General features: G+C 36.5%; 18 protein-coding genes. 12 read left to right on the plus strand and 6 right to left on the minus strand.

Annotation, left to right across the window (positions count from 1 at the left end):
- The first annotated feature begins 321 nt into the window (after positions 1–321).
- Positions 322–1,677 carry an L-cystine transporter gene (locus ACFIJ7_RS02740; RefSeq protein ID WP_012754788.1) on the plus strand — a complete coding sequence of 452 codons (1,356 nt, stop codon included), beginning with the start codon at positions 322–324 and terminating at the stop codon, positions 1,675–1,677.
- 7 nt (positions 1,678–1,684) lie between these two features.
- Here ACFIJ7_RS02740 and ACFIJ7_RS02745 read toward each other — a convergent pair whose 3' ends face one another.
- Positions 1,685–2,563, minus strand: coding sequence for a methyltransferase (locus tag ACFIJ7_RS02745; RefSeq protein ID WP_375635795.1), 879 nt, complete (start codon positions 2,561–2,563; stop codon positions 1,685–1,687).
- A gap of 197 nt (positions 2,564–2,760) precedes the next feature.
- On the opposite strand from ACFIJ7_RS02745, the gene ACFIJ7_RS02750 reads away from it, so the two are divergent.
- Positions 2,761–3,546 carry a ComF family protein gene (locus ACFIJ7_RS02750; RefSeq protein ID WP_012754790.1) on the plus strand — a complete coding sequence of 262 codons (786 nt, stop codon included), beginning with the start codon at positions 2,761–2,763 and terminating at the stop codon, positions 3,544–3,546.
- 47 nt (positions 3,547–3,593) lie between these two features.
- Complete coding sequence (gene grxC / locus ACFIJ7_RS02755) at positions 3,594–3,848, plus strand: glutaredoxin 3 (protein WP_273787883.1); 255 nt, start codon at positions 3,594–3,596, stop codon at positions 3,846–3,848.
- A gap of 20 nt (positions 3,849–3,868) precedes the next feature.
- Here grxC and ubiG read toward each other — a convergent pair whose 3' ends face one another.
- Positions 3,869–4,612: a bifunctional 2-polyprenyl-6-hydroxyphenol methylase/3-demethylubiquinol 3-O-methyltransferase UbiG gene (gene ubiG / locus ACFIJ7_RS02760; protein ID WP_375628238.1), complete on the minus strand. Its 744-nt coding sequence runs from the start codon at positions 4,610–4,612 to the stop codon at positions 3,869–3,871.
- 189 nt (positions 4,613–4,801) lie between these two features.
- On the opposite strand from ubiG, the gene ACFIJ7_RS02765 reads away from it, so the two are divergent.
- On the plus strand, positions 4,802–6,058 hold the full coding sequence (locus ACFIJ7_RS02765; RefSeq protein ID WP_012754793.1) for an aspartate kinase: 1,257 nt from the start codon (positions 4,802–4,804) through the stop codon (positions 6,056–6,058).
- A gap of 2,425 nt (positions 6,059–8,483) precedes the next feature.
- Here ACFIJ7_RS02765 and nhaA read toward each other — a convergent pair.
- Positions 8,484–9,842, minus strand: coding sequence for a Na+/H+ antiporter NhaA (nhaA, locus tag ACFIJ7_RS02770; protein WP_375635794.1), 1,359 nt, complete (start codon positions 9,840–9,842; stop codon positions 8,484–8,486).
- Positions 9,843–9,988: 146 nt separating this feature from the next.
- Positions 9,989–11,695, minus strand: coding sequence for a hypothetical protein (locus ACFIJ7_RS02775; protein ID WP_375635793.1), 1,707 nt, complete (start codon positions 11,693–11,695; stop codon positions 9,989–9,991).
- A gap of 379 nt (positions 11,696–12,074) precedes the next feature.
- On the opposite strand from ACFIJ7_RS02775, the gene ACFIJ7_RS02780 reads away from it, so the two are divergent.
- The 8 genes from ACFIJ7_RS02780 to ACFIJ7_RS02815 all read left to right on the plus strand — a co-directional run bounded on the left by ACFIJ7_RS02780 (position 12,075) and on the right by ACFIJ7_RS02815 (position 20,298).
- Positions 12,075–13,847: an SLC13 family permease gene (locus ACFIJ7_RS02780; protein ID WP_375635792.1), complete on the plus strand. Its 1,773-nt coding sequence runs from the start codon at positions 12,075–12,077 to the stop codon at positions 13,845–13,847.
- A gap of 582 nt (positions 13,848–14,429) precedes the next feature.
- Positions 14,430–15,101 carry a tetratricopeptide repeat protein gene (locus ACFIJ7_RS02785; RefSeq protein ID WP_012754797.1) on the plus strand — a complete coding sequence of 224 codons (672 nt, stop codon included), beginning with the start codon at positions 14,430–14,432 and terminating at the stop codon, positions 15,099–15,101.
- A gap of 4 nt (positions 15,102–15,105) precedes the next feature.
- On the plus strand, positions 15,106–16,530 hold the full coding sequence (gene der, locus ACFIJ7_RS02790; RefSeq protein WP_375644557.1) for a ribosome biogenesis GTPase Der: 1,425 nt from the start codon (positions 15,106–15,108) through the stop codon (positions 16,528–16,530).
- Between the two features lie 1,078 nt (positions 16,531–17,608).
- Positions 17,609–18,043 carry an AtpZ/AtpI family protein gene (locus ACFIJ7_RS02795; protein WP_375638711.1) on the plus strand — a complete coding sequence of 145 codons (435 nt, stop codon included), beginning with the start codon at positions 17,609–17,611 and terminating at the stop codon, positions 18,041–18,043.
- Between the two features lie 7 nt (positions 18,044–18,050).
- Complete coding sequence (locus ACFIJ7_RS02800) at positions 18,051–18,809, plus strand: F0F1 ATP synthase subunit A (RefSeq protein WP_375635839.1); 759 nt, start codon at positions 18,051–18,053, stop codon at positions 18,807–18,809.
- Positions 18,810–18,863: 54 nt separating this feature from the next.
- On the plus strand, positions 18,864–19,094 hold the full coding sequence (locus ACFIJ7_RS02805) for a F0F1 ATP synthase subunit C (RefSeq protein ID WP_005773968.1): 231 nt from the start codon (positions 18,864–18,866) through the stop codon (positions 19,092–19,094).
- Positions 19,095–19,225: 131 nt separating this feature from the next.
- Positions 19,226–19,792 carry a F0F1 ATP synthase subunit B gene (locus ACFIJ7_RS02810; RefSeq protein WP_375644558.1) on the plus strand — a complete coding sequence of 189 codons (567 nt, stop codon included), beginning with the start codon at positions 19,226–19,228 and terminating at the stop codon, positions 19,790–19,792.
- Positions 19,793–19,803: 11 nt separating this feature from the next.
- Positions 19,804–20,298 carry a F0F1 ATP synthase subunit B gene (locus ACFIJ7_RS02815; RefSeq protein ID WP_375638709.1) on the plus strand — a complete coding sequence of 165 codons (495 nt, stop codon included), beginning with the start codon at positions 19,804–19,806 and terminating at the stop codon, positions 20,296–20,298.
- A 124-nt stretch (positions 20,299–20,422) separates the two neighbouring features.
- Here ACFIJ7_RS02815 and glyS read toward each other — a convergent pair whose 3' ends face one another.
- Together glyS and ACFIJ7_RS02825 are read right to left on the minus strand one after the other, a co-directional pair.
- A complete protein-coding gene (gene glyS, locus ACFIJ7_RS02820; protein WP_375644559.1) occupies positions 20,423–22,645 on the minus strand; it encodes a glycine--tRNA ligase subunit beta in 2,223 nt (740 codons plus the stop codon).
- Complete coding sequence (locus ACFIJ7_RS02825) at positions 22,645–23,586, minus strand: glycine--tRNA ligase subunit alpha (RefSeq protein ID WP_375644560.1); 942 nt, start codon at positions 23,584–23,586, stop codon at positions 22,645–22,647. Before ACFIJ7_RS02825 ends, glyS begins: the two co-directional genes overlap by 1 nt.
- Positions 23,587–23,674: the final 88 nt, after the last annotated feature.

The following is a 23,674-nucleotide window of genomic DNA, read 5'->3' on the forward strand; positions in this document are numbered from 1 at the left end:
TAGCAAAAGAGAGAGGTAAGGATATTGATAGGATAAGATATGCTGGAATTGTTCGGTATTAAGATGCAATGAATGTTGTTTATATTTCTCTTTTTTAACTATTTTATGAGAGCATAAATTTAAAGAATAGGAACATAATTTTATTTATTTTCTTTAAACAGTTATTAGTAGATAAAAAATTCTCTTTTAATCTATAAATTAAAAAAATAATGATTTTGTAAAAGCCTAGTAAGCTTTATGTTAATTTTAAATATCATGCATTGATTTTGAATTATGCAGATTATTGACGTCAATCATAACAATAGTAAGTGAGCATAGACAATGACATTTAATTTTTTCGTCAATTTATTTCTATTTGTTATTTTTTTATTGTTTGTTTCTCAAAGTAAGAGAATGCAATGGAGTCTTTCACTACGTGTTATGCTAGGGCTTATCCTTGGCTTGATTTTTGGAAGTGTTTTGCAGTTTATTTATGGAGAGGGTGAAAGCACTTTATTGAAATCCGTTGAATGGTTTAACATTGTTGGTGAGGGCTATATCTTATTGTTGCAAATGATTGTTATGCCACTGGTTTTTATCTCTATTGTTTCAGCAGTTGCTCATTTACATTCTGTTTATGCTGTTGGAAAGATGAGTATAATAACAATTTCAATATTGCTTTTTACAACGGCTCTTTCAGCATTGGTTGGTGTTCTTGTGATTAATTTTTTTGGATTAACAGCCGATGGTTTAGTGCATGAAGGGCAAAATGTTTCTGCTATTCTTGAAGGTCATATTTCTAAACTTGGAGATATGAATATACCAAAGATGATTTTGTCTATGATTCCTAAAAATCCATTTGCTGAGTTGAGTGGAGCTAAACGTACGTCAATTATCAGTGTTGTTATTTTTGCGTCATTTTTAGGTGCAGCGGTTCTTCTTTTAAAGAAAGATGAGCCAGAAAAAGGAGAAAAAGCGCTTTTATTTATTCAAGTGGGACAAGCTTGGATTATGCGGTTAGTCCGTATTGTGATTGCTTTGACGCCTTATGGTATTTTTGCACTTATGACGAAAGTAGGAGCAATATCGCGTATTGCAGATATTTTAAATTTACTGGTTTTTGTCATTGCCTCTTATGTCGGTATTATTTTAATTTTTGGAATTCATGGTGTATTGCTTGGTATTTCTGGGGTTAATCCCTTTCGTTTTTTCAAAAAGGTTTTACCTGTTTTAACATTTGCTTTTAGCAGTCGTTCAAGTGCTGCAAGTATTCCTTTGAATATTGAAGCGCAAACACAGTGGATAGGTGTACCACAACCCATTGCGAGTTTTGCAGCTTCTTTTGGGGCAACAATTGGACAAAATGGTTGTGCTGGTCTTTATCCAGCGATGCTTGCGACCATGATTGCACCATCTATGGGTATTAACCCTCTTGATCCTACTTGGATTGCTACGCTTATTGGGGTTGTGACATTGAGTTCTATTGGTGTTGCTGGTGTGGGGGGAGGCGCTATTTTCGCTGCATTGATTGTGTTACCAATTATGGGGCTTCCTGTTACTTTGGTTGCTGTACTTATCTCTATCGAACCGCTAATTGATATGGGACGGACCGCTCTAAACGTGAGCGATTCAATGATAGCTGGAACGATCACCAGTCAAATGTTACAGACAACAGATAAAAGTATTTTTAAAAAATGATTTTAGGTTATGTTTTTTGGGGTTGTAAAACATCTGTAAGAGATATTTGCGCTGAACCAGGTTGTAAGGGTTTTTGTTGATTGGGATGAGGAGCCCAACCAGAGAGCCAAATGAAAGAAAAATGTGCACGAATACGTCCATCAGGATCACTAAATCGTTGTGCATAGATTTCAGCTGCGCGGAGAAAAAAACGTTTGGATACAGGGCGTCGTGAACGATTGATGAGTGCATTTTGCATTCCCATAGCTTTAAGATCGTGCATAAGGTCAAACATTGTATTATAACGTATTGTGATATCTTCAACGTCTGCTACAGACAGGGCAAAGCCAACACGCTGTAAAAGAGCGCCTGCATCACGAATGTCGGCAAAAGGATAGATCCTAGGGCTTGCTCCACCATAAATTTCACTTTCAGCTTGCAGAAGGCTTTCGCGCAATTCTCTTAATGTACCAGCTCCTGCCATAACAGCAAGAAATAAGCCATCTGGTTTAAGGGTGTTTTTTATCTGGCTTAGAACACCAGGGGTATCATTGGTCAATTGTAATGAAAGAAGTGAAACAATAAGGTCACAGTAACTTTGAGGTAAATCAAGAAATTCCCGATGACGTAAATGAAATTTTTTATCATGGCTTTGATAAAGCGTATTGGTCTCAATACGTTCTATGGAACAAACTTTTCCAGATTTCATTAAAGCTTGCGCAGCAAGGTCTGTATGGCTGTGTAAATCGAGAGCTAATGTAAAGAGGCGATCAACAGTGCTAAGACGTTTATAGAGATCTTCTGCCATGTGAGAGAGTAAAAAGTCGTATCCTTTTTTTGCTTTTTGAAAGGCACGTTTTCGGAATTGTTCAATGCGGTTATGATCAAAAATTAAAGGATGCGACATATTGTGGAACACTTTCGATCTATGAAAGAATATATTTTGAAAAGGTTCATTATTTGTGCAAGCTCTGTCAAGTTTATAATATAAAAGAAAAATAAATTTATAGAAGGTAAGAATTTTTAAAGGAATTAAAATTATAAATTGAGGAAATACAAAGGAACTTTTGTTCTGAGGGAAACTTGTAAAAGCCTAAATTTATAATGTTGTATTTTCGAGAAGCGGCGTTAAGTAGTGGGGATATACTAAGTAAGTTCATTGAACGCTTGAAAACGGTGCTTTATCCACCAATTTGTCCTGGATGTAAGCAAAATGTTTCTACTTATGGCACGATTTGCTCCGAATGTTGGAAAGACCTTCAATTTATCACTAAACCTTATTGTCCTGTTATGGGGACTCCCTTTGTTTGTGATATGGGGGATGGTTTTCTCAGTGGTGAAGCGCTTCGTAATTCTCATCCTTTTTCACGTGTCCGTTCTGCTATTGTTCATAAAGGGCTTGCACGAGCTTTAGTAACGCGCTTAAAATATGGTGATCATATAGAATTGGCATCATTTATGGCCAACTGGATGATGTTTGCTGGACGCGAGGTTATTGATGATTGTGATGTTATTATTCCCATTCCATTGCATTTTCGTCGTTTTTGGGAGAGACGTTATAATCAATCTGCTGAGCTTGCGCGTTATATTGCAGCATCACAAAAAAAGCTTTTAAAACCGAGTTGGCTTGTTCGTTGTCGGCATACCCGTCCGCAGGTTAGTCTTTCTTCGAGAGAGAGAAAACTTAACGTAAAAAATGCTTTTAAGGTTTCGCATAAGGTTAAAAAATATCTCAAAGGATGTTCTGTTTTGCTGATTGATGATGTATTTACAACAGGTGCAACAGTTACAGCAGCAGCTGCTGCATTAAAATATGCAGGTGCGCGACAGGTCGATGTGCTAACATTTTCGCGTGTTCTCAAAGAAGATTCTATTTTTCCCTCCTCGTAAGAGGAATTTAAAGTGAATATTATTAAAAAATATTGGAGGATAATACTATGAAAGAGATAATAATTTATACACGCCCTAACTGCCCTTATTGCACAAAAGCACGTGATTTGCTTAATAAAAAAGGCGTAAAGTATACAGATATTGATGCTTCCACATCCCTTCGCCAAGAAATGGTACAGCGTGCAAATGGACGTAATACATTTCCACAAATTTTTATAGGTGATTATCACGTTGGCGGTTGTGATGATCTTTATGCTTTAGAGGCTGAGGGAAAGCTCAATTCTTTATTACAAGGCGTATAATATTTGTAAATTACATATCCTTAAGACCGTTTTGCGAGAAGGAGATAGTTAACGCTCATGTCTTTTGAGCGATTCCAGCTGTCGTTTAATGGGTTATAAGTAATCCCTATCTCATCAATGATAGTTAGGGCGTTTTTTGATAAGAAATTTTTAAGTTCTAGAGGTTTTAGGAATTTTTTATAATCATGTGTTCCTTTAGGAAGCCAACGTAGAATATATTCAGCGCCTACAATAGCAAGCCCCCATGATTTCCACGTGCGGTTGAGTGTTGAGACAAACATTAACCCTTGTGGTTTCAACATTTTTGCTGTAGCTGCTATGAAGAGATTAACATCAGCGACATGTTCAACAACTTCCATATTAAGGATGATATCAAATTTTTCTCCTTCATTGGCAAGAGCTTCTGCTGTCATCGTGCGGTAATCAATGGAAAGATCATTTTGAGCTGCATGGGTTTTTGCGACTTCAATATTTGTTTGTGCAGCATCAACGCCTACGACCATAGCGCCAAGACGTGCCATTGGTTCACATAACAAGCCTCCTCCACAGCCAATATCAAGAATTTTCAAATTATCAAAGGGCGTAAATGAACAAGGGTCACGATTAAACTCTAAACAGATTTTTTCTCTGATGTAAGCAAGGCGTGTTGGATTAAATTGGTGAAGAGGTCGAAATTTTCCTTGTGGATTCCACCATTCTGTAGCAATACGTGAAAAATGATCAATTTCACTTTGATCAATAGTTGTTTGTGTTTCATCTATCATGTTGCCTGCCTTTTATTTTTAATGATCAAGTCCAGTAGATTTTATACAAAGTCAAGAGAAATTAATATAATCATAATGAAACTTGCACAAATGATAGATATTCGCTATGTCGAGAAAATGGTTAGTTGATACAGCATCTAATTCTCATTACCGTTTGAGATAAAAGATGTAAAGGTAAGAGTGTTATTAATGGCGCGCATTGTCATGAAATTCGGTGGAACATCTGTAGCAAATATTGAATGTATTCATAATGTTGCACGGCATGTCAAAAGAGAGATTGATGCAGGCAATGAGGTTGCCGTTGTCGTATCTGCGATGGCTGGTAAAACCAATGAGCTTGTTCAGTGGACGTGTGATGCTTCCTCCAAGCATAGAGATGCTCGTGAATATGATGTTGTGGTTGCTTCTGGTGAACAGGTTACTTCAGGTTTGTTGGCTTTGACACTTCAAGAAATGGGTGTGAATGCACGTTCATGGCTTGGTTGGCAAATTCCTATTCATACAGACAATGCGCATGGACGTGCACGTATTACTGATATTGATGGATCTTTTTTAATCGAGTGTTTTCAGGAAGGTCAGGTTGCCGTTATTGCTGGTTTTCAAGGGTTAGCTCCAGATAACCGGATTTCTACCTTAGGGCGTGGGGGATCAGATACAAGTGCTGTTGCTATAGCCGCGGCTGTACAAGCTGATCGCTGTGATATTTATACGGATGTAGATGGTGTTTATACAACGGATCCACGTATAGAACCGAAAGCGCGTCGTTTACCAAAAGTAGCTTTTGAAGAAATGCTGGAAATGGCTTCTCTTGGTGCAAAGGTTTTACAGGTTCGTTCTGTTGAATTGGCAATGGTTCATAAGGTTCGTACCTTTGTGCGTTCAAGTTTTGAGGATCCTGATGCGTTAGGCATGGAGGATCCAATGAGTTCTTCTGGAACACTTATTTGCGATGAGGATGAAATCGTGGAACAACAAAATGTTACTGGTATTGCTTTTGCTAAGGATGAAGCGCAAATTTCCCTTCGTCGGCTTGCCGATCGTCCAGGGATTTCGGCAGCAATTTTTGGTCCCTTGGCTGAAGAGCGCATTAATGTTGATATGATTGTGCAAAATATTTCTGAAGATGGCTCAAAAACTGATATGACTTTTACTGTACCATCATCAGATGTAGAAAAAGCCGTTGCACTACTTGAGAAGAATCGCAAAGAAATTGGATTTGATGTTCTCCAATTTGAAAGTGATCTTGCCAAGGTATCTGTGATTGGTATTGGAATGCGTAGCCATGCAGGTGTTGCCGCTACAGCATTTAAGGCTTTGGCTGAAAAGGGTATTAACATTCAAGCAATTACGACCTCAGAAATTAAAATTTCTATTTTGATTGATAGTGCTTACACTGAACTTGCGGTTAGAACATTACATGCTGTTTATGCACTTGATAAGGGATGAGCATTTTTTAGTTTTAACAAAGTTTCAATAACATAAAGCTTTAATATATATTAATAATTTTTGTTAAGGACAATTTATATTTTTAACTTAAATAGAATATTTAATACAGCAAAACTCTCTCATTTTAAACTTGTTCATGATGAATTTAAAAATGGTTGCTTATACATGACAAGAGAAAGATGTTTAGGTAAAAAATGTTTAAGAAGGGATATAAAATATGCCGTCTATAAACGTTTTAAAGCCTATAGAGAGGGATAGTGAAGTCTTCACAATAAGCTTTAATAGAATAAGGAACAATGGCACTGCGTTTATTCAAAGGATGCATGTGACATGAGGGACAGCCTTGTGAATACAGATTTAATATTATAAATCTTAGAGAAATTTGAGCTCATTGGATTAGTGACGGAATTATCAAAAATAGAATCGAAGATGTATTTCCTAGAAATATTTAGCTTGTCTCAAATGGTTGTTTATAGCTTTATGTGTATCTTGTAAATTTATTTTTTTCCGTATTATGAGGCAATAAAAATATATCTCTATAGACAATATTTATGTTGCGCTATAAGTTGTAGAATTACTATATCTTATGCGTTTACGGCTTATAGCTCTTCAGAAGCACTTTTCATAAAATCATGTAACGATAGATCAAAATTAAATGATAATGTTATAGCGTGCTGCTTTCATGATTTCATTACTTAAATTTTTTCTCATGTCTATTTATCTTTTTTTGAATTATGACTAAGATTTTCAGAGTTTTCGATACCTCTATATGTTCTTTAGGTTAACTTTCTTCCCTTAACTACTCTATTACAAGTATTTTCTTTGTCATACTGCCACTCACGCATGAAATACATTCTTTCGTTTGTGCCGTATATCGTGCTAGTTTCTTATCATGTTTACATATTTTTCAAATGGTTGTTTTTGTAATTAAAACTCTTCTTGTAAGAAATATAGCCATTTTTATTATTCTAATTTTGTTAAATATTTTTTCTCACAATTTGTTTTTATTCAGTATATGAATGTGAAACGTATTCTCTTGTTTTGTAATTACTTTTTAATAGCATAATGCATTCGAATGGGGATATCCATTTGAAGTGAATATAAGATATGTTATCAAAGTGCAGTAATTAATACACTTATTCCCAATAAATCTTTTGTTTTTTGTTACCTGTATCAATATCTAATGTCAGCGCAGATGCACGTTTGATGATATATATATTGAGACGGATAAGGGGACTACGAGCAACTCCTGTTTTTGTATGCCAGATAGGAACAAGGGTGTTGCGTATACTTGTTGGGGGAACCTCTGAAATGGAGATAAAACCTAATTGGGGGAGAATATGAAGCCATAAAAGTGAAAACCAGTTTCCATTTTACAACTTCCTTTTAATTCTGCTTTACAACTTTCAAAGATATTGACAGAAATATCTTTGAAATAATGGATATTATATATTGATTCACGTTTTGTTTATTGCGTTATTTAAATCGTATATGCCTTTCACGTAAAACAAAACGCTATTATATTGCCAATTTACGCGCTTGTTTTAAATAAATATTTCTCCCCAAGCCCATTACGGCGCTTGTGGATGGCGTAACGTAAAATTTATTGGGAACCATCTCCTTTACTTAGATCAAAGGTGTCAGTTGGTCGTCATCATTTTATTTTTAGTTTTCGTGTTGAACAGCTCTTGTGTTGATATGAAGCATTCTTATTTCTTTCTTCAAATAATGTGACTCCATATTCCTCCTTGGCTGGTGACGTGTAAGGGAATAGTCTTGATTGATTGATCATGTACAGATTTGAAATGAGCAAATCTTACGATATTTGGAGTCCATTCAAGATTTATAATGATAAAGTATCATTATAAATCGAATATTTTTACCAAAAAATAATGTGCCTTTTAAGAAGATAAAAATTAAAGTTTTTTAGAATACCGGCAATAAAATCAGTAACGAGGAGGGTGGTTTATTGGGAAAAAATAAGCCATGGAATTACTTAACTGGTTACGGAATTTTGCTTATTCTTATCTGTTTTGTATAATTAAAGATAAGATATTGATTTATAATAATTAAATTCTTCTTTATAGTGAATAACTTCCCGACGAAAGGCAGCTTCTCTGAAACCACGAAGCCTTTTATATTGAAACAATTAAAATCATTCTTGTGTATATCACGATTGGAGTTAGTGTATGAATAAAAGATTATTGAAGAAAGGAATAAAAATATTTCTTATGAATCTTCTTAAGTGTCAAAGGTGTTGCGACATTAGAGACTAGTAAATAGTATGATGATATTAGTTTTCTCCTTCATAAGTGTAAAGATGAGGTGAGACAACGGATTTCACATTAAATATTGTCCGAATCCAACAAATGAGCAAAATCACTTTTTAAGAGTTTTGCATAAAAATGTATTTTCAGTTAGTTTGTTAGGAACTATGAGAAATTCCTTTATTGCGCTTAATATAAATAAATCCATATCCCAGACCGATAAGAGCAGATAAACCAGAGCCACAAAGGACCCCAATTTTTGCAGCATCAAGCAGAATAATATCTTTAAAAGCGAGCATTGAAACAAAGATAGACATTGTAAAGCCAATTCCTGCTAAAAAACCAATGAGTAAAACACCTGTCCATGTCATATGAGGGGGTAGGCGGCATAGCCCTGATTTTACGGCTATATAACTGGCTGTGATAATACCAAGAGGCTTACCAACGAAAAGACCAATGACAACACCCAAAACAATCAAGAATGATTTGTCAGAAGAAAGATCAAAGTTTGCAAAACTTACTCCTGCATTTGCGAAGGCAAAGACCGGCATGATACCGTATGCAACCCATGGATGCAACGCTTTTTGAACGCGTGTTACTGGAGCAATCATGGCCCGTTGTCCTTTGCGCATTTTTTTCAATGCGGTTGAAATATGATGCAGATCTGTTTTTGTATTTTTTTCTTGAAGAATTTGCATAGCGTTACTGAGCATGGTGAGTGGCGCCACAAGAGTACGGGTAGGAAGAACGGGGGTCATCATTCCTAAGATTACACCAGCAAGTGATGGGTGAACACCTGTTACCATTAAACCCCACCAGATGATTGCACCAGGTAAAATGTAAAGCCATGCTGATGCAAGTCCGATCCACTGAAAAAATAGCACCAAAGCAATACCTGCTCCTGCAATCATTAAACCGCTAGGATCAATGTTTGTTGAGTAGAAAAAAGCAATAATAAGAACAGCGATAATATCATCAATAATCGCTAATGATAGAAGAATAATATGAAGATTAGAAGGAATTTTTTTTCCAAGAAGAGCAAGAATACCTAGAGCAAAGGCAATATCTGTTGCTGTTGGCACAGCCCAACCGCGTATATGCCCCTCGTTAAAGTTGAAGATAAAGTAAATAATTGCGGGAACACAAACGCCTCCTATTGCGGCAACAATTGGTAAAATTGCTTGTCTAAAATCGGCAAGAGCACCTTCATGAATTTCGCGTCGAATTTCCATTCCTGCGACGAGAAAGAAAATAGTCATAAGAGCATCATTAACCCAGAAATGTAAATCCCATGAAAGAGTGAAATGACCCAAATTAAAGCCAAGAGGTGTATGCCAAAAAGATTCATAGAAAGCAGCATATTTAGAATTGGCAAAAATAAGTGCAGCAGCAGCAGCTAATAAAAGAACAATACCACTAAGAGCTTCAATATGGAGAAAACGCTCGATCGCAGAAAGCGCTTGATTGGTGACACGAGAAGCGCGATTAGGTAGGCGATTTGAAGATAAATCAGACATGAACAACTCCAAGCATCGACAATTTTAGATTCTATATTCTCTGTGTAAATGACTTTGTATGATACCTTCTGTATCATATAAAAGCAAAAAGAGGAATAAAGTTCTTAATTTATAGACAAAATCATCATATTTAAAGCACAAAATGTTTAAGGTGATGCTTCATTTTTAATAGTGAGATGTACTTTGTTTAAAGCCTTGGATAGATCATTTTGTAGAGCAGATTCGAGATCAACCATTGTGAGCGCTTTATTATCTTTTGCTTTAATTTTAACAATCAATGTTTGTGGATTTTTAGCAAATTCCCCTAAGGATTTTGAAATTTTTTCTGCTTCGTCATGATTTTTTAGAAGCATTTTTGGGGTCTGCGTCATCATTAGATAGAAATCGTCATAGAGCTCCTTTTTAAGATCATGTTGGTTGTCATTAAGATTTTGCGCAAGATAAGAAAAAAGCTTCTCAATGAAACCTGCATCCCTATATTGCACATCAATTTCATTGATGCCAAAGTCTTGAGAAGCAGCAATCATTACATTTTGCTGACCAGAAAAAAGCTTTTCATCAACATCAATAACCTTAGCTGATATGTTCCCAGATCCAACGTCTCTCATATTGAAAGACATTGCATCAAGAAGGAGCATACGTTTTTTTTCATCGTAAGAAATATCAATTTTTCCTGAAATGTCAAAGCGCTCAAAGTTCAGATTTTTGAAGAACTCTAAGTCTTTTTCATTCATTTTTTTAGGTAAAACAGAAAGGTTATTGAGAGAAAGAAAAAGCTTTTTGGGGATAGGTTGTTTCCACAAGGTTGGTTTAAATTGGAGTGATTCGAGTGTTGCTTTCAACTGCGGTATATCAACGGTGATATTATCAATTTTGGCATCCGCTGAGGTAATGGCGAGCAGTATGTTTAGAAGAAGACCATTTTGTGCTATTTTTTCAGCGATTTTATTATTCTCTTTTCTTGCATTAAGATAAGCTTTGATCAATTTTTCAGGAGTTTGTTCAAGCGGCTTCATTTTTAAACCAGATGTTTTAAACTGTCCGAGGAAGAAAGAACTGCTTTTTTCCGCTTCTTCTAAAACATCGACACTTACATTATTCAGAGAAATGGGGCCAGTGACGGTTTTACCTTGGTTGAGAGCATTGTTTTTTCCAAAAATGATAGAATAGGCATAGTTGATGTCGATATCATGGGCTTTTATTGTATCACTTTTAGCCATAAGCTGCATCTGTTTGGCACCATTTACTGCAACTGTTTTAAGATCCATATTTTTAATACTAACTGAACGGATATGGCCATTTTTAAAATCAGAAAGCTGGAAATTCTTGACTTCAACCGTTTCTATTCGGTTGTTTTTATTTTCTATAGAAAGTTGTATATTGGGAGCAATAATTGAGGAAAGCTCAATACGCATCATTGATTGTAAAAGCCGTGATGTTATCGTTCTATCTTTTTCTTTTAAGGATACACTCCGAAGAGAAATTTGGGGAATTTGCACATGAATATTATTATGCTTTAAATCAACATTATAAAATGTAAAAGTTCCGGGAATAAAGGAAAGGGGAGGACGGGCAGAAATGGCACCAATTCTAAGTGATGTACCAGCTGGAACAGGTAATGTCACATTCTTCAAATTGACTCTACCTAGAATGCTTACTTCAGATGTTCGGGCTTTTATGCCACGACGGGCTATTTCTTGTTTTACAAAACTGTCAAGATAGGGTTTTGCGATATAAAATCCACCAACAATTATAATTGCCAAAATAGCAACAAATCCAATAATGCAAGTGAGCCAATATCTGAGGTTACTTTGATACCCACTATTAAGATTGAGCATTCTTTCTTCTTTCATTTTTATCACTCTTTGAATTGAGAGTGAAGATAAATTCTTTTAAGCAACGACAAAGGTTTAAATATAGCGTGTATCAGTTTCAACAATTATCTACTCTCTATATTAGAGTTATTCTCATCTTTTTTGCAATAGAGCTTTATCAACTTTTATCAATTTTCTTTGAGTTTAGCTCTTTATAGAAAAGAACGCATAATAACGCATAATATAATAACGCATAATAAGGAGAGGTAAGTTTATGCGCATCATAATTTTTTATCATTTTAAAATTATCCTAAAATATTCCGATGTCTGTTTTTATCTTGCTGCTGTTTATAGGAATATTTAAAACATAAAAAATATGTTTTTGTGCATTATAATTTAATGGGGAGAGGTGAGTGTTATGACAGAAAATCAAATAATGGCTTTTTCGATCATTGGTCTCATGATGGTTGTTTTTATTTGGGATCGATTTCGTTATGATCTTGTTGCTATTTGTACGTTATTAATAGCTTGTGCTCTTGGTCTTGTCAGTCCGAAGGAAGCTTTTAGCGGTTTTAGTAATGATATTGTTATTATCGTGGGGAGTGTGTTTGTTGTCAGTACGGCCGTATCGCGTTCTGGTATAATGGAATTTATTATTCAACGGATATGGACAGACGTGAAATCTGTGCGTCTTCAATTAGCCTTTTTAGTTCTTTCTGTTGTTGTATTATCAATGTTTGTTAAAAATATTGGTGCTTTGGCTATTATGCTTCCGATAGCTTTTCAGTTTGCACGTCGTTCTCAGGTTTCTCCTTCTGTCTTTTTGATGCCCATGGCCTTTGGTTCTTTGTTGGGGGGGCTTATGACACAGATAGGAACATCTCCCAATGTTGTTATTTCAGCGATGCAAGAACGTTTAGCAGGAACACCTTTTACTATGTTTGATTTTACACCAGTTGGTGCGGTTATTGCGGCGGCTGGTGTTGTATATTTAGTCTTTTTTTATTGGCTTTTGCCTGTACGTGTGCGTTCAGGTGTATCATTTGATGATGCCATTGATATTCGTAATTATGTTGCAGAAGTGCGTATTCCAATAAATTCACCGATTATAGGGAAAAATATTGTTGATTTGGTTAAGCCATCAAGTGGTGACGTTATGGTGATTCAAATCATCAGAAACAAAGTATCTATTTCACCGTTACCAGATTTTGTTTTGTCTGAAAATGATATTATTTTGCTGGAAGGGTCGCATACAGGGTTAGATAGCGTGATGAACTCTGCTCGTTTAGAGTTTTCTAAGGGGCGAACTATTGCTGCAGGTGATAAGGACAGTGACATCGATATTATTGAAGCAGTCATCACCCATAATTCACCTCTTATTGGTATTAGTGCGAAAGAGTTTTCCCTATTTGATCACTATAATGTAAATTTGCTTGCATTAAGTCGTCAACATGAAAGGGTGCGGGGAAGACTTGATGATATTATTTTCCATCTTGGCGATGTGATTGTTTTGCAAGGACAGGATGCAGTTATTCCAAATTTATTAAGAGAATTGAAATGCCTGCCCCTAGCAAAACGAAATATTGTGTTTGGAAATTTACGACATGGTTTCATCTCTTTAGCTGTTTTATTTATAGCAATTATTTTTACAGCTTTTCATATTGTTCCCGTTGCGTTTTCTTTTTTTTCTGCTGCTGCTGCAATGGTTATCTTTCGCGTTTTGCCCGCGCGTGATCTGTATCAGGCATTAGATGGCCAAATATTAGTACTATTAGCGGCTCTTATTCCAGTAAGTGAAGCGTTAGAGAAAACAGGATGTACGGATCTCATTGGTCAATGGCTGAGCCAATTGGCAATATTTTTCCCGCCATCTGGTGCCTTAGCACTTATGTTGGTGACAGCTATGTTGGTCACGCCATTTTTGAATAATGCAGCAACAGTGATGATGGTAGCACCAATTGCGTCAAGTTTTGCTCATTCCCTACATTATAAGCCTGAAGCTTTTTTGATGGCTGTTGCAATTGGTGCGGGCTGTGAGTTTCTTACACCTATTGGACATCAAAGTAATATGCTCGTGATGGCACCAGGAGGATATCGTTTTAGTGATTATCCACGTTTGGGTGCTCCATTGGCGGTGTTGATCGTTATTATTGCTGTTCCAATGCTTATGTGGGTTTGGCCCCTACAATAGGATATTTTTAGAAACTTTAAGGATCAATTACAAAAGGTTGTTAATCGTATAAAGATAAGTTGAAGGGATACATTTTGTATAAAGAGCTTTAACTGAAGATTTGAAATTATACCACACTTTTATTATGGTACTTCGGTATTTTTGATACAGATAAGATTCATCTATTTGGTTTTAGTAGGTGTTCGTGGAAATTTATTTTTTGTTCAAGTTTTTAAAAGAATTGTCTTTTCTATTATAATTCTATAATCCAATATTATCAACGATTGCGTTGAAGACTTTAAAAGATTATCTCTCTATATAATGGGGAGAAAGTCCGCTTGAGATGATAGGCAATCATGATAAATATTAAAACAGTGAATTTTTTATAAGACTCAAAACAATATATAAAAGCTGTAATGTGAACAAACAGGGCGGTTACATCATTTTCGATTAAGACTGTTGCAAAAATCCGATTGATTTGGCTACTGTTGATTTAAAATAAATAAACGAGCAATTTAAAGATTTTTAGTTAATTAGGACTACCATCTTTGTCCATTTATGCGTAAAAGCACAGGGAAAGTAACTTTTTTCAAGGTATGATATATGTCGTATGATAGTTTTATTGCTGAAGTGAATGCAGAATTTCGTCAGGAAAAGGCGCTTGCTTTTTGGAGGCGGTATGGTTTTTCAATTATTGGAGCAGCTATTCTTTTTATACTCATGATAGTTGCTTATCAAATTTACCATCATCAGCAAATAAAGAAAGCCGGTTATATTGGTGATGCATTTGTAAAAAGTCTTGATTTTGCGGATACACGTCATTTTGATAAAGCGATAAAGCAATTAGAAACTGTTAAAACCTCTCATTTTGGGGGGTATCCTTTTCTTGCTCGTTTACGTGAGGCTTCTTTACTCATGGAGAAGGGTGACATTATTAAGTCAGTGGAGATTTTTGATTCTGTTGCAGCGGATGAGAAAGCACCAGAGATTTTGCAGAAAGTTGCAAAAATTCGGGCGGCTTATATCCTAGTTGATACAGGGACATTAGCTGATGTTGAAAAGCGTATCAAAGATATGACAAGTGATACCGATCCTATGCATATGTCTGCAAGAGAGGCTTTAGGTTTAGCTGCTTATAAGGCGGATAAAATGGATGAGGCGGTTTATTATTTTAAGAAAATTTCTGAAAAAGGTGCTTTGGGTTCAAAAATAACAGATCGGGCTCGAATAATGCTTGAGCTGATACAAGCTGAGGGCAAGGCAAATAAGGAATAAATCGATGAGCCTTACCATTGCTATCGTTGGTCGTCCCAATGTTGGGAAGTCAACACTATTTAATCGTTTGGTTGGGAAAAAATTGGCTTTGGTTGATGATAAGCCTGGTGTAACACGTGATCGACGCATTCATGCGGCAAAACTTCAAGATCTACGTTTTGATGTGATTGATACGGCTGGGCTGGAAGAAGCAGGTGATCATACACTTGAGGGGCGTATGCGTTCTCATACAAAAGCTGCGATTGATGAAGCGGATCTTATTTTATTTGTATTTGATGCAAAGAGCGGGATAACACCAAGTGATTTAAATTTTGCTTCATTGGTTCGCAAATCAGGAAAGCCAATTGTGCTTGTTGCTAATAAGTCTGAGTCAAGAGCGGCAACAGGAGGAGAGTATGAGGCGTGGTCATTAGGTTTGGGGGAGCCGTGCCTAATATCGGCTGAACATGGTTTGGGACTTAGTGATCTGCGTGATGCAATTATAGATGCTGTGGGGTCAGAGCATGCTTTTGGCAACAACAAAGAAGAAGATATTACGATACAGCTTGCATCTGTTGGTGATGATGTAAACGATTTGGAAGAAGAAGAGCTTATTTACGATGAAAGTAAGCCCATTAGGATTGCAATTGCAGGGCGTCCCAATACAGGAAAATCCACTCTTATCAATAGTATGTTGAAACAAGAGCGCTTGTTAACAGGACCAGAAGCAGGACTTACGCGTGATTCTATTTCTGTAGATTGGGAATGGCGTGGTCGTCATATTAAACTTTTTGATACTGCAGGTTTACGTCGAAAATCGAAAATTCAAGAAAAATTAGAAAAACTATCTGTTGCAGATACTTTACGTGCTATTCGTTTTGCAGAAGTGGTGGTCATTGTTTTTGATGCAACGATACCTTTTGAAAAGCAAGATTTACAAATTGCTGATCTTGTGATTCGTGAAGGGCGTGTTCCAGTTATTGCTTTCAATAAGTGGGACCTTATTGAAAATAGTCAGACCACATTGATTGATTTGCATGAAAAATGTGCGCGATTTCTTCCTCAAGTTCGTGGTTTGAGAGCTGTTCCTTTATCAGGACAATATGGTCAAGGGATTGATAAACTGATGGAAAATGTCATGATGATGCACCGTGTATGGAATCGTCGCATTTCGACGGCTAAATTGAACCAATGGCTTGGAACTGTTGTTGCACATCATCCACCTCCTGCGGTTTCTGGACGTCGACTTAAGGTTAAATACATCACACAGGTTAAGACACGTCCTCCTGGATTTATGATTTCTTGCTCGCGCCCCAAAAGTATGCCACAGTCGTATTTGCGCTATCTTGTCAATGGGTTACGTGAAACATTTGATATGTCTGGTATACCCGTTCGCATATCATTACGAGCCTCTGATAATCCTTTTGCGACACGTTCCAAAAAGAAATGATAACTCTTTAATTTTTTTAAGTGATGAAATCTATACTTGAGAATCTTAAAAATAAGTTTTTTCAATGATCGTTCTTTTCATAAAAGAAAAAATTTTTATTTGCTAAAGTTTTAATTTTATTGATAATCATTTACCATGAGCGCTATTGAATAGAGTTCTCTCATCTTGATAAAGATCATTTATTTGCATGTTATGAGAAGAGTTTAATAGGGAGTATTTAAGAAAGAGTACATCATCCTCTTAATGGGTTATTTAAATGCAAGAATAGATGCAAATATGAGGGTAGGGAAATACAATTATGATGCTCGTTTGAAAAGAAGCATTAAATTATCGTTTTATAAAAATAAAGATTATGAATAAGCGCTTTTGCTTACGATAGTTTGTCTAAATAAAAAGCAAAAATATTTGCTGAATCTACCGATATTCAATTGTAAAGGGCGAAATTCAAAAAAGTGGATTAAAATTGTATAAAGTAGTATGGTGATTTTATTTAAATTTTATTGTGTTCTATTGGCTTGACCTATTTGAAATTTTAGATTTATCGTATTTAAAGGAACCTCTCTTAATACCCTCAAGCTCATTGAGTGATGGGTTCTGTGATGGCATATGTAAAATACTTTGCGAATAGGATCATATAAAAACCATTAATCATTTTCATAAAATAAAAAGTGCAAGTTTATTTGAATAAAAGGAACAAAACAACGCTCTCATACTGTTTTTAGCTTTCTATGTTCTCTTTCAAAACTAGAATTGATATAACATTGGGAGCTGGAAAATAAGATGGTATCAGTTTACACCTTTTGTTAAGCGTAAAAGTGGCTGTTCTATGAGTTTTATATCATTCACGGGAACTTTTCGTTATACATTCACGGGTGCTGTCGTGAAATCGGTTTAGGTGCTCAGAATATCTTTTTAAGAAAGATGTAAATTAAAAAATACGTTATTTATACAATAAAATTTATACGATAATTTGTGATAGATTTCTTTTAGTATCTTGACGAATAAATTCGGGAACAATATGATGCACACGGTTTTATGAAATGCATTCTTACTTTGCTTTTTAATTAAGGAGCCAATGATGGCGATGGGCGAGAAACCCGTTATAAGCCGTAAGGAGGCTGAAGAGGAAAAGCAAGGAGAGTGTCTTCATTCAGAGGATTTGGAATGTCGTAGTAGGAACTTAAGCGTAGCTTTAGTGCGCAAGCGGGCATTAAAGAAGCGGGAGCATAAGAATAAGCGAGAAAAATCACAAGGAGGGATGGCAAATGCAATTAAGCTTTCCAGTGAGTTTCTGGCGAGTGTTATAGTTGGTGTTATTTTAGGGTTAGGGTTTGATAAGTTAGCAGGTTCGTATCCTTGGGGATTGGTATTTTTTCTCTTCTTTGGATTTGCTGCTGGTGTAGTGAGTATTCTTCGGTCTGTGGGGTATGTTTCCTCCAGTCAATTAGGAAAAAAAGGCGTATTGCGCCAAGATAAACAAGATAAAGGGGCCAATGAGAGGTCCGATAAATGAGGTTGAAGTGACAGCGCACGCTCCAGATCCTATTCATCAGTTTGAGGTTTCAAGGCTGATTAAGATTTCCATAGGAAATATGGATTTATCGTTTACAAATGTATCATTGTTTACAGTTCTCACGGTTGTTATAACTTCTATTTTTCTCTTCATTTCATCATCAAGTCGTGGATTGGTTCCAACGCGGATGCAGTCTCTTTCGGAAATGGCATATGAGTTTGTAGCATCGACTCTGCGGGAATCATCTGGTGTACAGGGAATGCAGTTTTTTCCTTTAGTTTTTTCTCTGTTTACTTTTATTTTGGTTGCTAACTTTATTGGTCTTTTTCCTTATTTTTATACGGTTACATCGCAGATCATGATCACGTTTTCGTTAGCAATGGTGGTAATTTTGACGGTGATTGGTTATGGCTTTTATAAGCATGGGGTCAGTTTTTTGAAACTGTTCGTTCCCAGTGGAGTTCCTGTTGTGGTTTTGCCTCTGGTGACAATGATTGAGGTTATTTCTTTTCTCTCCCGTCCAATTAGTCTTTCTCTTCGTCTTTTTGCGAATATGCTTGCTGGTCATATTACGCTCAAAGTGTTTTCTGGGTTTGTTGTTTCAATGATTGGGGTAGGACTCGTAGGTGTGGGTGGTTCGGTTTTACCGCTTATTATGACTGTAGCGATTACTGCTCTTGAGTTTTTGGTCGCATTTCTTCAGGCTTACGTCTTTACGGTTTTAACTTGTATGTATCTTAATGATGCAATTCATCCAGGACATTAATAGAACTGGCGGTTTTCCGTCGAATAATGCAATTTCGCTTTAAAGGAGAATAACATGGAAATGGTGCTTGCAGCAAAATATATTGGCGCTGGTCTTGCTTGCTTTGGTATGGCTGGAACAGCTTTAGGACTTGGTAATATTTTTGGTAGCTATCTTTCTGGTGCATTACGAAATCCATCAGCAGCGGATAGTCAGTTTGGACGTCTTGTCTTTGGTTTTGCTGTAACAGAAGCTTTGGGAATTTTTTCACTGCTCATTGCTTTACTACTTCTTTTTGGGGTTTAATCATCATCAAAAGGGTATATCTGTTCTTGCATGAGGAAAGATTTACCCTTTTAGCTCTTAACCAGAAAGATGTCAGTCAGTTATCATCGGTTATAGAGGGCTTTAATAAGCTATTTAAAGGATGAAAGAAGATGTTTGTTTCAAGCGCTTATGCACAGAACACTGAAACGTCGATAGAACATATTAAAAAGGTGGCAGAACATGCAAATCGCGTGTTTCCGCCTTTTGATTTTGTACATTTTGGTTCGCATTTTTTCTGGTTGGCGATTTCTTTCGGACTTTTTTATCTTTTTATCTCTCGTGTAATTGTATCACGTATTGGTGGTGTTATTGAAACGCGGCGAGATCGAATCGCATCTGATTTAGATCAGGCAATGCGCATGAAGCAGGAAGCAGACATTGTTGTTGAAACTTATGAGCGGAAATTAGCAGAAGCGCGTTTGAAAGCGCATGCTATAGCGCAGGTAGCTAGTGAAGAATTAAAAGAAAAAGCAGAGCTTGAACGGAAAGAAATTGAAGAGAGTTTAGAAAAAAAACTCGCAGATGCTGAAAAACAGATAGCAAAAATTCGGGATAAAGCGATGCAAAATGTTGGTTCTATCGCTGAAGAAGTGGCTCTTGAAATTGTGAAAAAATTGATTGACGTTGATATCAGCAAAGAGGCTGTTCGTTCAGTTGTTAAAACTGCGGATTATTGAGGAAGACAAAAATGACTGATACTTTTTGGGCATTTGTTGGGTTAGTTCTTTTTTTAGCTCTTTTAGTCTATTTCCGAATTCCACAGAGGGTTATACACCATCTTGATGCGCGCGCGAAGCGTATCAAAGATGAGCTGGATGAGGCTCTGCGTCTTCGTGAAGAGGCACAGGAAATATTGGCTGAATATCAACGCAAACATGCAGAAGCAGAAAAAGATGCGCAAGAAATTATTGCAGCAGCAAGACATGAAGTTGAATCTGTTATTGCTGAGGCTCGTACAAAAGCAGAAGAATATGTAAAAAACCGCAATAAATTGGCAGAGCAAAAAATTGCTCAAGCAGAAGCGGATGCGATACGCATGGTTTCTTCATCGGCTATTGATTTGGCAATTTCTACAGCACGTATCCTTATTGCAAAGGAATTAGATTCTAACAAGGCAGATGAACTTATTAAAGAGTCTCTTGAGAAAGAATCATTTATCAAAATGAAAACATATCTTAATTAATGATATTTGAGAGATAAAAAATGTCCTCTTTGGTTGCATAATTTTCTCAATATTAATTAATAAAAGTCATAAAAAAGAAAAATTTATCTTCATTATTTTTATCAATTAATAGGACATTTTGATTCTAAATGACAAGTTTTGAAAAGTCCGCAATCGATTGTGTAATAATGTGAATACGTTTGAGAAGAGCAAGACGGTTAGCACGAACATCGGGTTTTTTATCATTCACCAATACCTTTTCGAAAAATATATCAATCAATTTTCCAAGTGGCGCTAGCACACTGAGTGCAAATGATAAATTTGTCGCATTGATGGGAGCTAGAACCTGTTTTTCTACTTCACAGATTGCACGATAGAGCTGCTTTTCTTCTTTCTCGACAAAGAGCTCAGGATTAATTTCATTCGCTATTGTTGTGCTTTTTTGAAATTCATTTTCAAGAATATTGGCAGTACGTTTTACAGAGGCTACAAAGTTCATTCCATCATGGGTATTGATAAAAGCGATAAGCGATTCGACACGACGTGCAACCAATAAAAAATCATCAGAATCTTTATTTAAAACGGCTTCAAGGGCATCGTAACGAGCACCTTCCTCTTTTAGATAGATTTTCAAACGGTCATGAAAAAAGAATAACAGGTCTGATAAAATATATTCTGTTTTTTCTGGAAGCAGATTCAGCAATTGTGAATTTTCTCTTTGAGAGATTTCATATTTATTTTTTTGTTGTAAGAAAAGATTCATTGCTAACTGAAACAGTGGCATAAGATTGATTTTCCAATCTCGCGAAAGTACAAGCCTAATAACTCCCAGTGCTGCTCGTCTTAACGCATAGGGATCTTTTGAGCCCGTTGGTTTTTCATTAATGAGCCAAAAGCCAACGAGCATGTCAATTTTGTCGGCGAGCATAACGGTTATAGCAAGCGGTTCTTGTGGAAGACGATCTGTTGGTCCTTGAGGTTTATAATGGTCCTCAATTGCTACAGCTACGCGAGGATCTTCCTCTTGAAGAAGGGCATATTTTTGCCCCATAACCCCTTGTAGTTCAGGAAACTCTCCGACAATTTCTGTTTGCAAATCAGCTTTTGCAAGGATTGCTGCACGTTTTGCTAAAAGAGGATCTGTCTGTATCAAAGGTGCAATTTCTTGTGCGAGTGTAGCAATGCGTTCTATTCTTGCACCTTGCGTACCTAATTTAGCATGAAAAGTTACATTCAAATGATCAAGTCGCGCCATTCTTTGATCGAGAGGTTTTTTTATATCAAGATCAAATTTTTTTATAGAAGATTCTAATTGTTGAATATCAGGCAAATCACGCTGATCGGTTTGCCAAAAATAAAGTGCATCAGAAAGACGGGCACGGACAACCTTACTATTTCCTTTTGAAATTTCTTTGCCTTCATCATTTGAAAGAATATTAGAAACGAGAATAAAATGATGAGAAAGTTTTACTTTTTCTCCTTGTTTACGGGTAACAAAACATTTTTGATTGGCTCGAATGGTCAAGCGAATAATTTCTGGAGGAATATCAAGGAATGATTGGTCAAAATCACCTATCAGGATAACAGGCCATTCAACAAGACCAGCAACTTCTTCTAGGAGGGGATTGTCTTGAACCAGTTCTAAGCCGTTGGCAAAGCAGAGATTTTGGGCATCAGCTAAAATAATATTCTTTCGTCTCTCGGCATCCAGAATGACTTTATGGGTTTCAAGTTGAGTAACATAATCATCAAAGCGGCGCACTTGAAATGGCTTTCCATCACTTAAGAAACGATGACCATAAGTTAAATTATTGCTTTTAAGAGAACCAATTGTAAACGGAACAACATGTGTTTCACCAATTTCTGGTCCGAAGACGCAAAGAATGTTTTGTAAAGGTCGAATCCACTTCAGAGCACCATTTTGTGCTGAATCTTTTCCCCAACGCATAGATTTCGGCCACGGAAAGTTGCGGATAATATTCGGTAAAATATCGGCAATAATTTCTTCTGCAGCTCGACCTTTTTTAACAATTTTAGCAATATAAAAATGACCTTTTTTATCATCATGTCCAATATGTGCTTCAGAAATATCGTTTAATCCTGTTGCACGTAGAAAACCATCAATTACATGCTGTGGTGATTTTATACTAGGACCTCTTCGTTCTTCATGGATATCTTTTGAGCGTATAGAAAGTCCGCGTATGTCCAATGTTAGCCGACGAGGTGTCCAATATTCACGAGCAGCTTCATAGATCAATCCAGCATTCACAAGTTGATCTGTAACAGATTTTTTGAGATCAGCAGCAGCTTTTCGTTGCATACGTGCGGGGATTTCTTCACTGAAAAGTTCAAGAAGAAGATCAGACATTAGGCTTCTCCAGTATATATTTGTCCAGCTTCTGTGAGTAAGAAGGCTTCCCCACAACGGCGCGCGAGATCACGAACGCGAAGAATGTAATTTTGTCGTTCGGTTACAGAAATAACGCCACGTGCTTGCAAAAGATTAAAGATATGGCTCGCTTTAATACATTGATCATAGGCAGGAAAAACACAGCGATGTAATATATTTTCTTTATTTGGTTTTCCAGCATCAAGAAGTGCCCTGCATTCGCGTTCTGCATCGATAAAATGCTGATGTAGCAATTTTGTATCAGCAAATTCGAAGTTGTAATATGAGTATTCCTGTTCTGCCTGTAAAAAAATATCTCTATAACTTATTTTGTTTTCTCCCTCCAAACCATTAAAGTTAAGGTCATAGACGTTATCAACCCCTTGGATATACATCGCTAGACGCTCAAGACCGTATGTAAGCTCCCCTGAAACTGGAGCACATTCAATGCCGCAAACTTGTTGAAAATAAGTAAATTGAGAGACTTCCATCCCATTGCACCAGCATTCCCATCCAAGCCCCCAAGCACCAAGGGTGGGACTTTCCCAATCATCTTCAACAAAGCGAATATCATGCATTTTTGTATCAAGCCCGATAGCTTGTAGCGACTTTATATAAAGTTCTTGTAGATTGAGCGGAGAGGGTTTGAGAAGCACTTGGAATTGATAATAGTGTTGTAAACGATTTGGATTCTTACCATATCGGCCATCTGTTGGACGTCTGGAGGGTTGGACATAAGCAACTTTCCAAGGGCGTGGACCTAGGGAGCGTAATGTTGTTGCTGGATGAAAAGTCCCAGCTCCGACTTCCATATCGTAAGGTTGCAAAATTGCACATCCATAGTGTGCCCAATAATTTTGCAAAGTTAAGATTAGTCCCTGAAAAGAACGTTTAGGGTTAAGATGTTCAGGCAGTTTCACGCTTTATACTCTTTATATTGGACTAAACAAAAAACCAAAGTAATTTTAGTTTCTCTGTTTATTATTTCATGTGGTTTATGGTTAAGCA

This window comes from Bartonella sp. MR100HLJHH (assembly GCF_042194215.1).
In the GTDB taxonomy this organism is placed as follows: domain Bacteria; phylum Pseudomonadota; class Alphaproteobacteria; order Rhizobiales; family Rhizobiaceae; genus Bartonella; species Bartonella grahamii.

Excerpts from the sequence above, each read along its gene's own strand:
- ACFIJ7_RS02765 (WP_012754793.1), top strand. The coding sequence starts at position 4,802 with ATGGCGCGCATTGTCATGAAATTCGGTGGAACATCTGTAGCAAATATT.
- grxC (WP_273787883.1), top strand. The coding sequence starts at position 3,594 with ATGAAAGAGATAATAATTTATACACGCCCTAACTGCCCTTATTGCACA.
- ACFIJ7_RS02775 (WP_375635793.1), bottom strand. The coding sequence starts at position 11,695 with ATGAAAGAAGAAAGAATGCTCAATCTTAATAGTGGGTATCAAAGTAAC.
- ACFIJ7_RS02805 (WP_005773968.1), top strand. The coding sequence starts at position 18,864 with ATGGAAATGGTGCTTGCAGCAAAATATATTGGCGCTGGTCTTGCTTGC.
- ACFIJ7_RS02750 (WP_012754790.1), top strand. The coding sequence starts at position 2,761 with ATGTTGTATTTTCGAGAAGCGGCGTTAAGTAGTGGGGATATACTAAGT.
- ubiG (WP_375628238.1), bottom strand. The coding sequence starts at position 4,612 with ATGATAGATGAAACACAAACAACTATTGATCAAAGTGAAATTGATCAT.
- ACFIJ7_RS02785 (WP_012754797.1), top strand. The coding sequence starts at position 14,430 with ATGTCGTATGATAGTTTTATTGCTGAAGTGAATGCAGAATTTCGTCAG.
- ACFIJ7_RS02795 (WP_375638711.1), top strand. The coding sequence starts at position 17,609 with ATGGCGATGGGCGAGAAACCCGTTATAAGCCGTAAGGAGGCTGAAGAG.
- ACFIJ7_RS02740 (WP_012754788.1), top strand. The coding sequence starts at position 322 with ATGACATTTAATTTTTTCGTCAATTTATTTCTATTTGTTATTTTTTTA.
- ACFIJ7_RS02810 (WP_375644558.1), top strand. The coding sequence starts at position 19,226 with ATGTTTGTTTCAAGCGCTTATGCACAGAACACTGAAACGTCGATAGAA.
- glyS (WP_375644559.1), bottom strand. The coding sequence starts at position 22,645 with ATGTCTGATCTTCTTCTTGAACTTTTCAGTGAAGAAATCCCCGCACGT.
- ACFIJ7_RS02815 (WP_375638709.1), top strand. The coding sequence starts at position 19,804 with ATGACTGATACTTTTTGGGCATTTGTTGGGTTAGTTCTTTTTTTAGCT.
- ACFIJ7_RS02745 (WP_375635795.1), bottom strand. The coding sequence starts at position 2,563 with ATGTCGCATCCTTTAATTTTTGATCATAACCGCATTGAACAATTCCGA.
- nhaA (WP_375635794.1), bottom strand. The coding sequence starts at position 9,842 with ATGTCTGATTTATCTTCAAATCGCCTACCTAATCGCGCTTCTCGTGTC.
- ACFIJ7_RS02780 (WP_375635792.1), top strand. The coding sequence starts at position 12,075 with ATGACAGAAAATCAAATAATGGCTTTTTCGATCATTGGTCTCATGATG.
- der (WP_375644557.1), top strand. The coding sequence starts at position 15,106 with ATGAGCCTTACCATTGCTATCGTTGGTCGTCCCAATGTTGGGAAGTCA.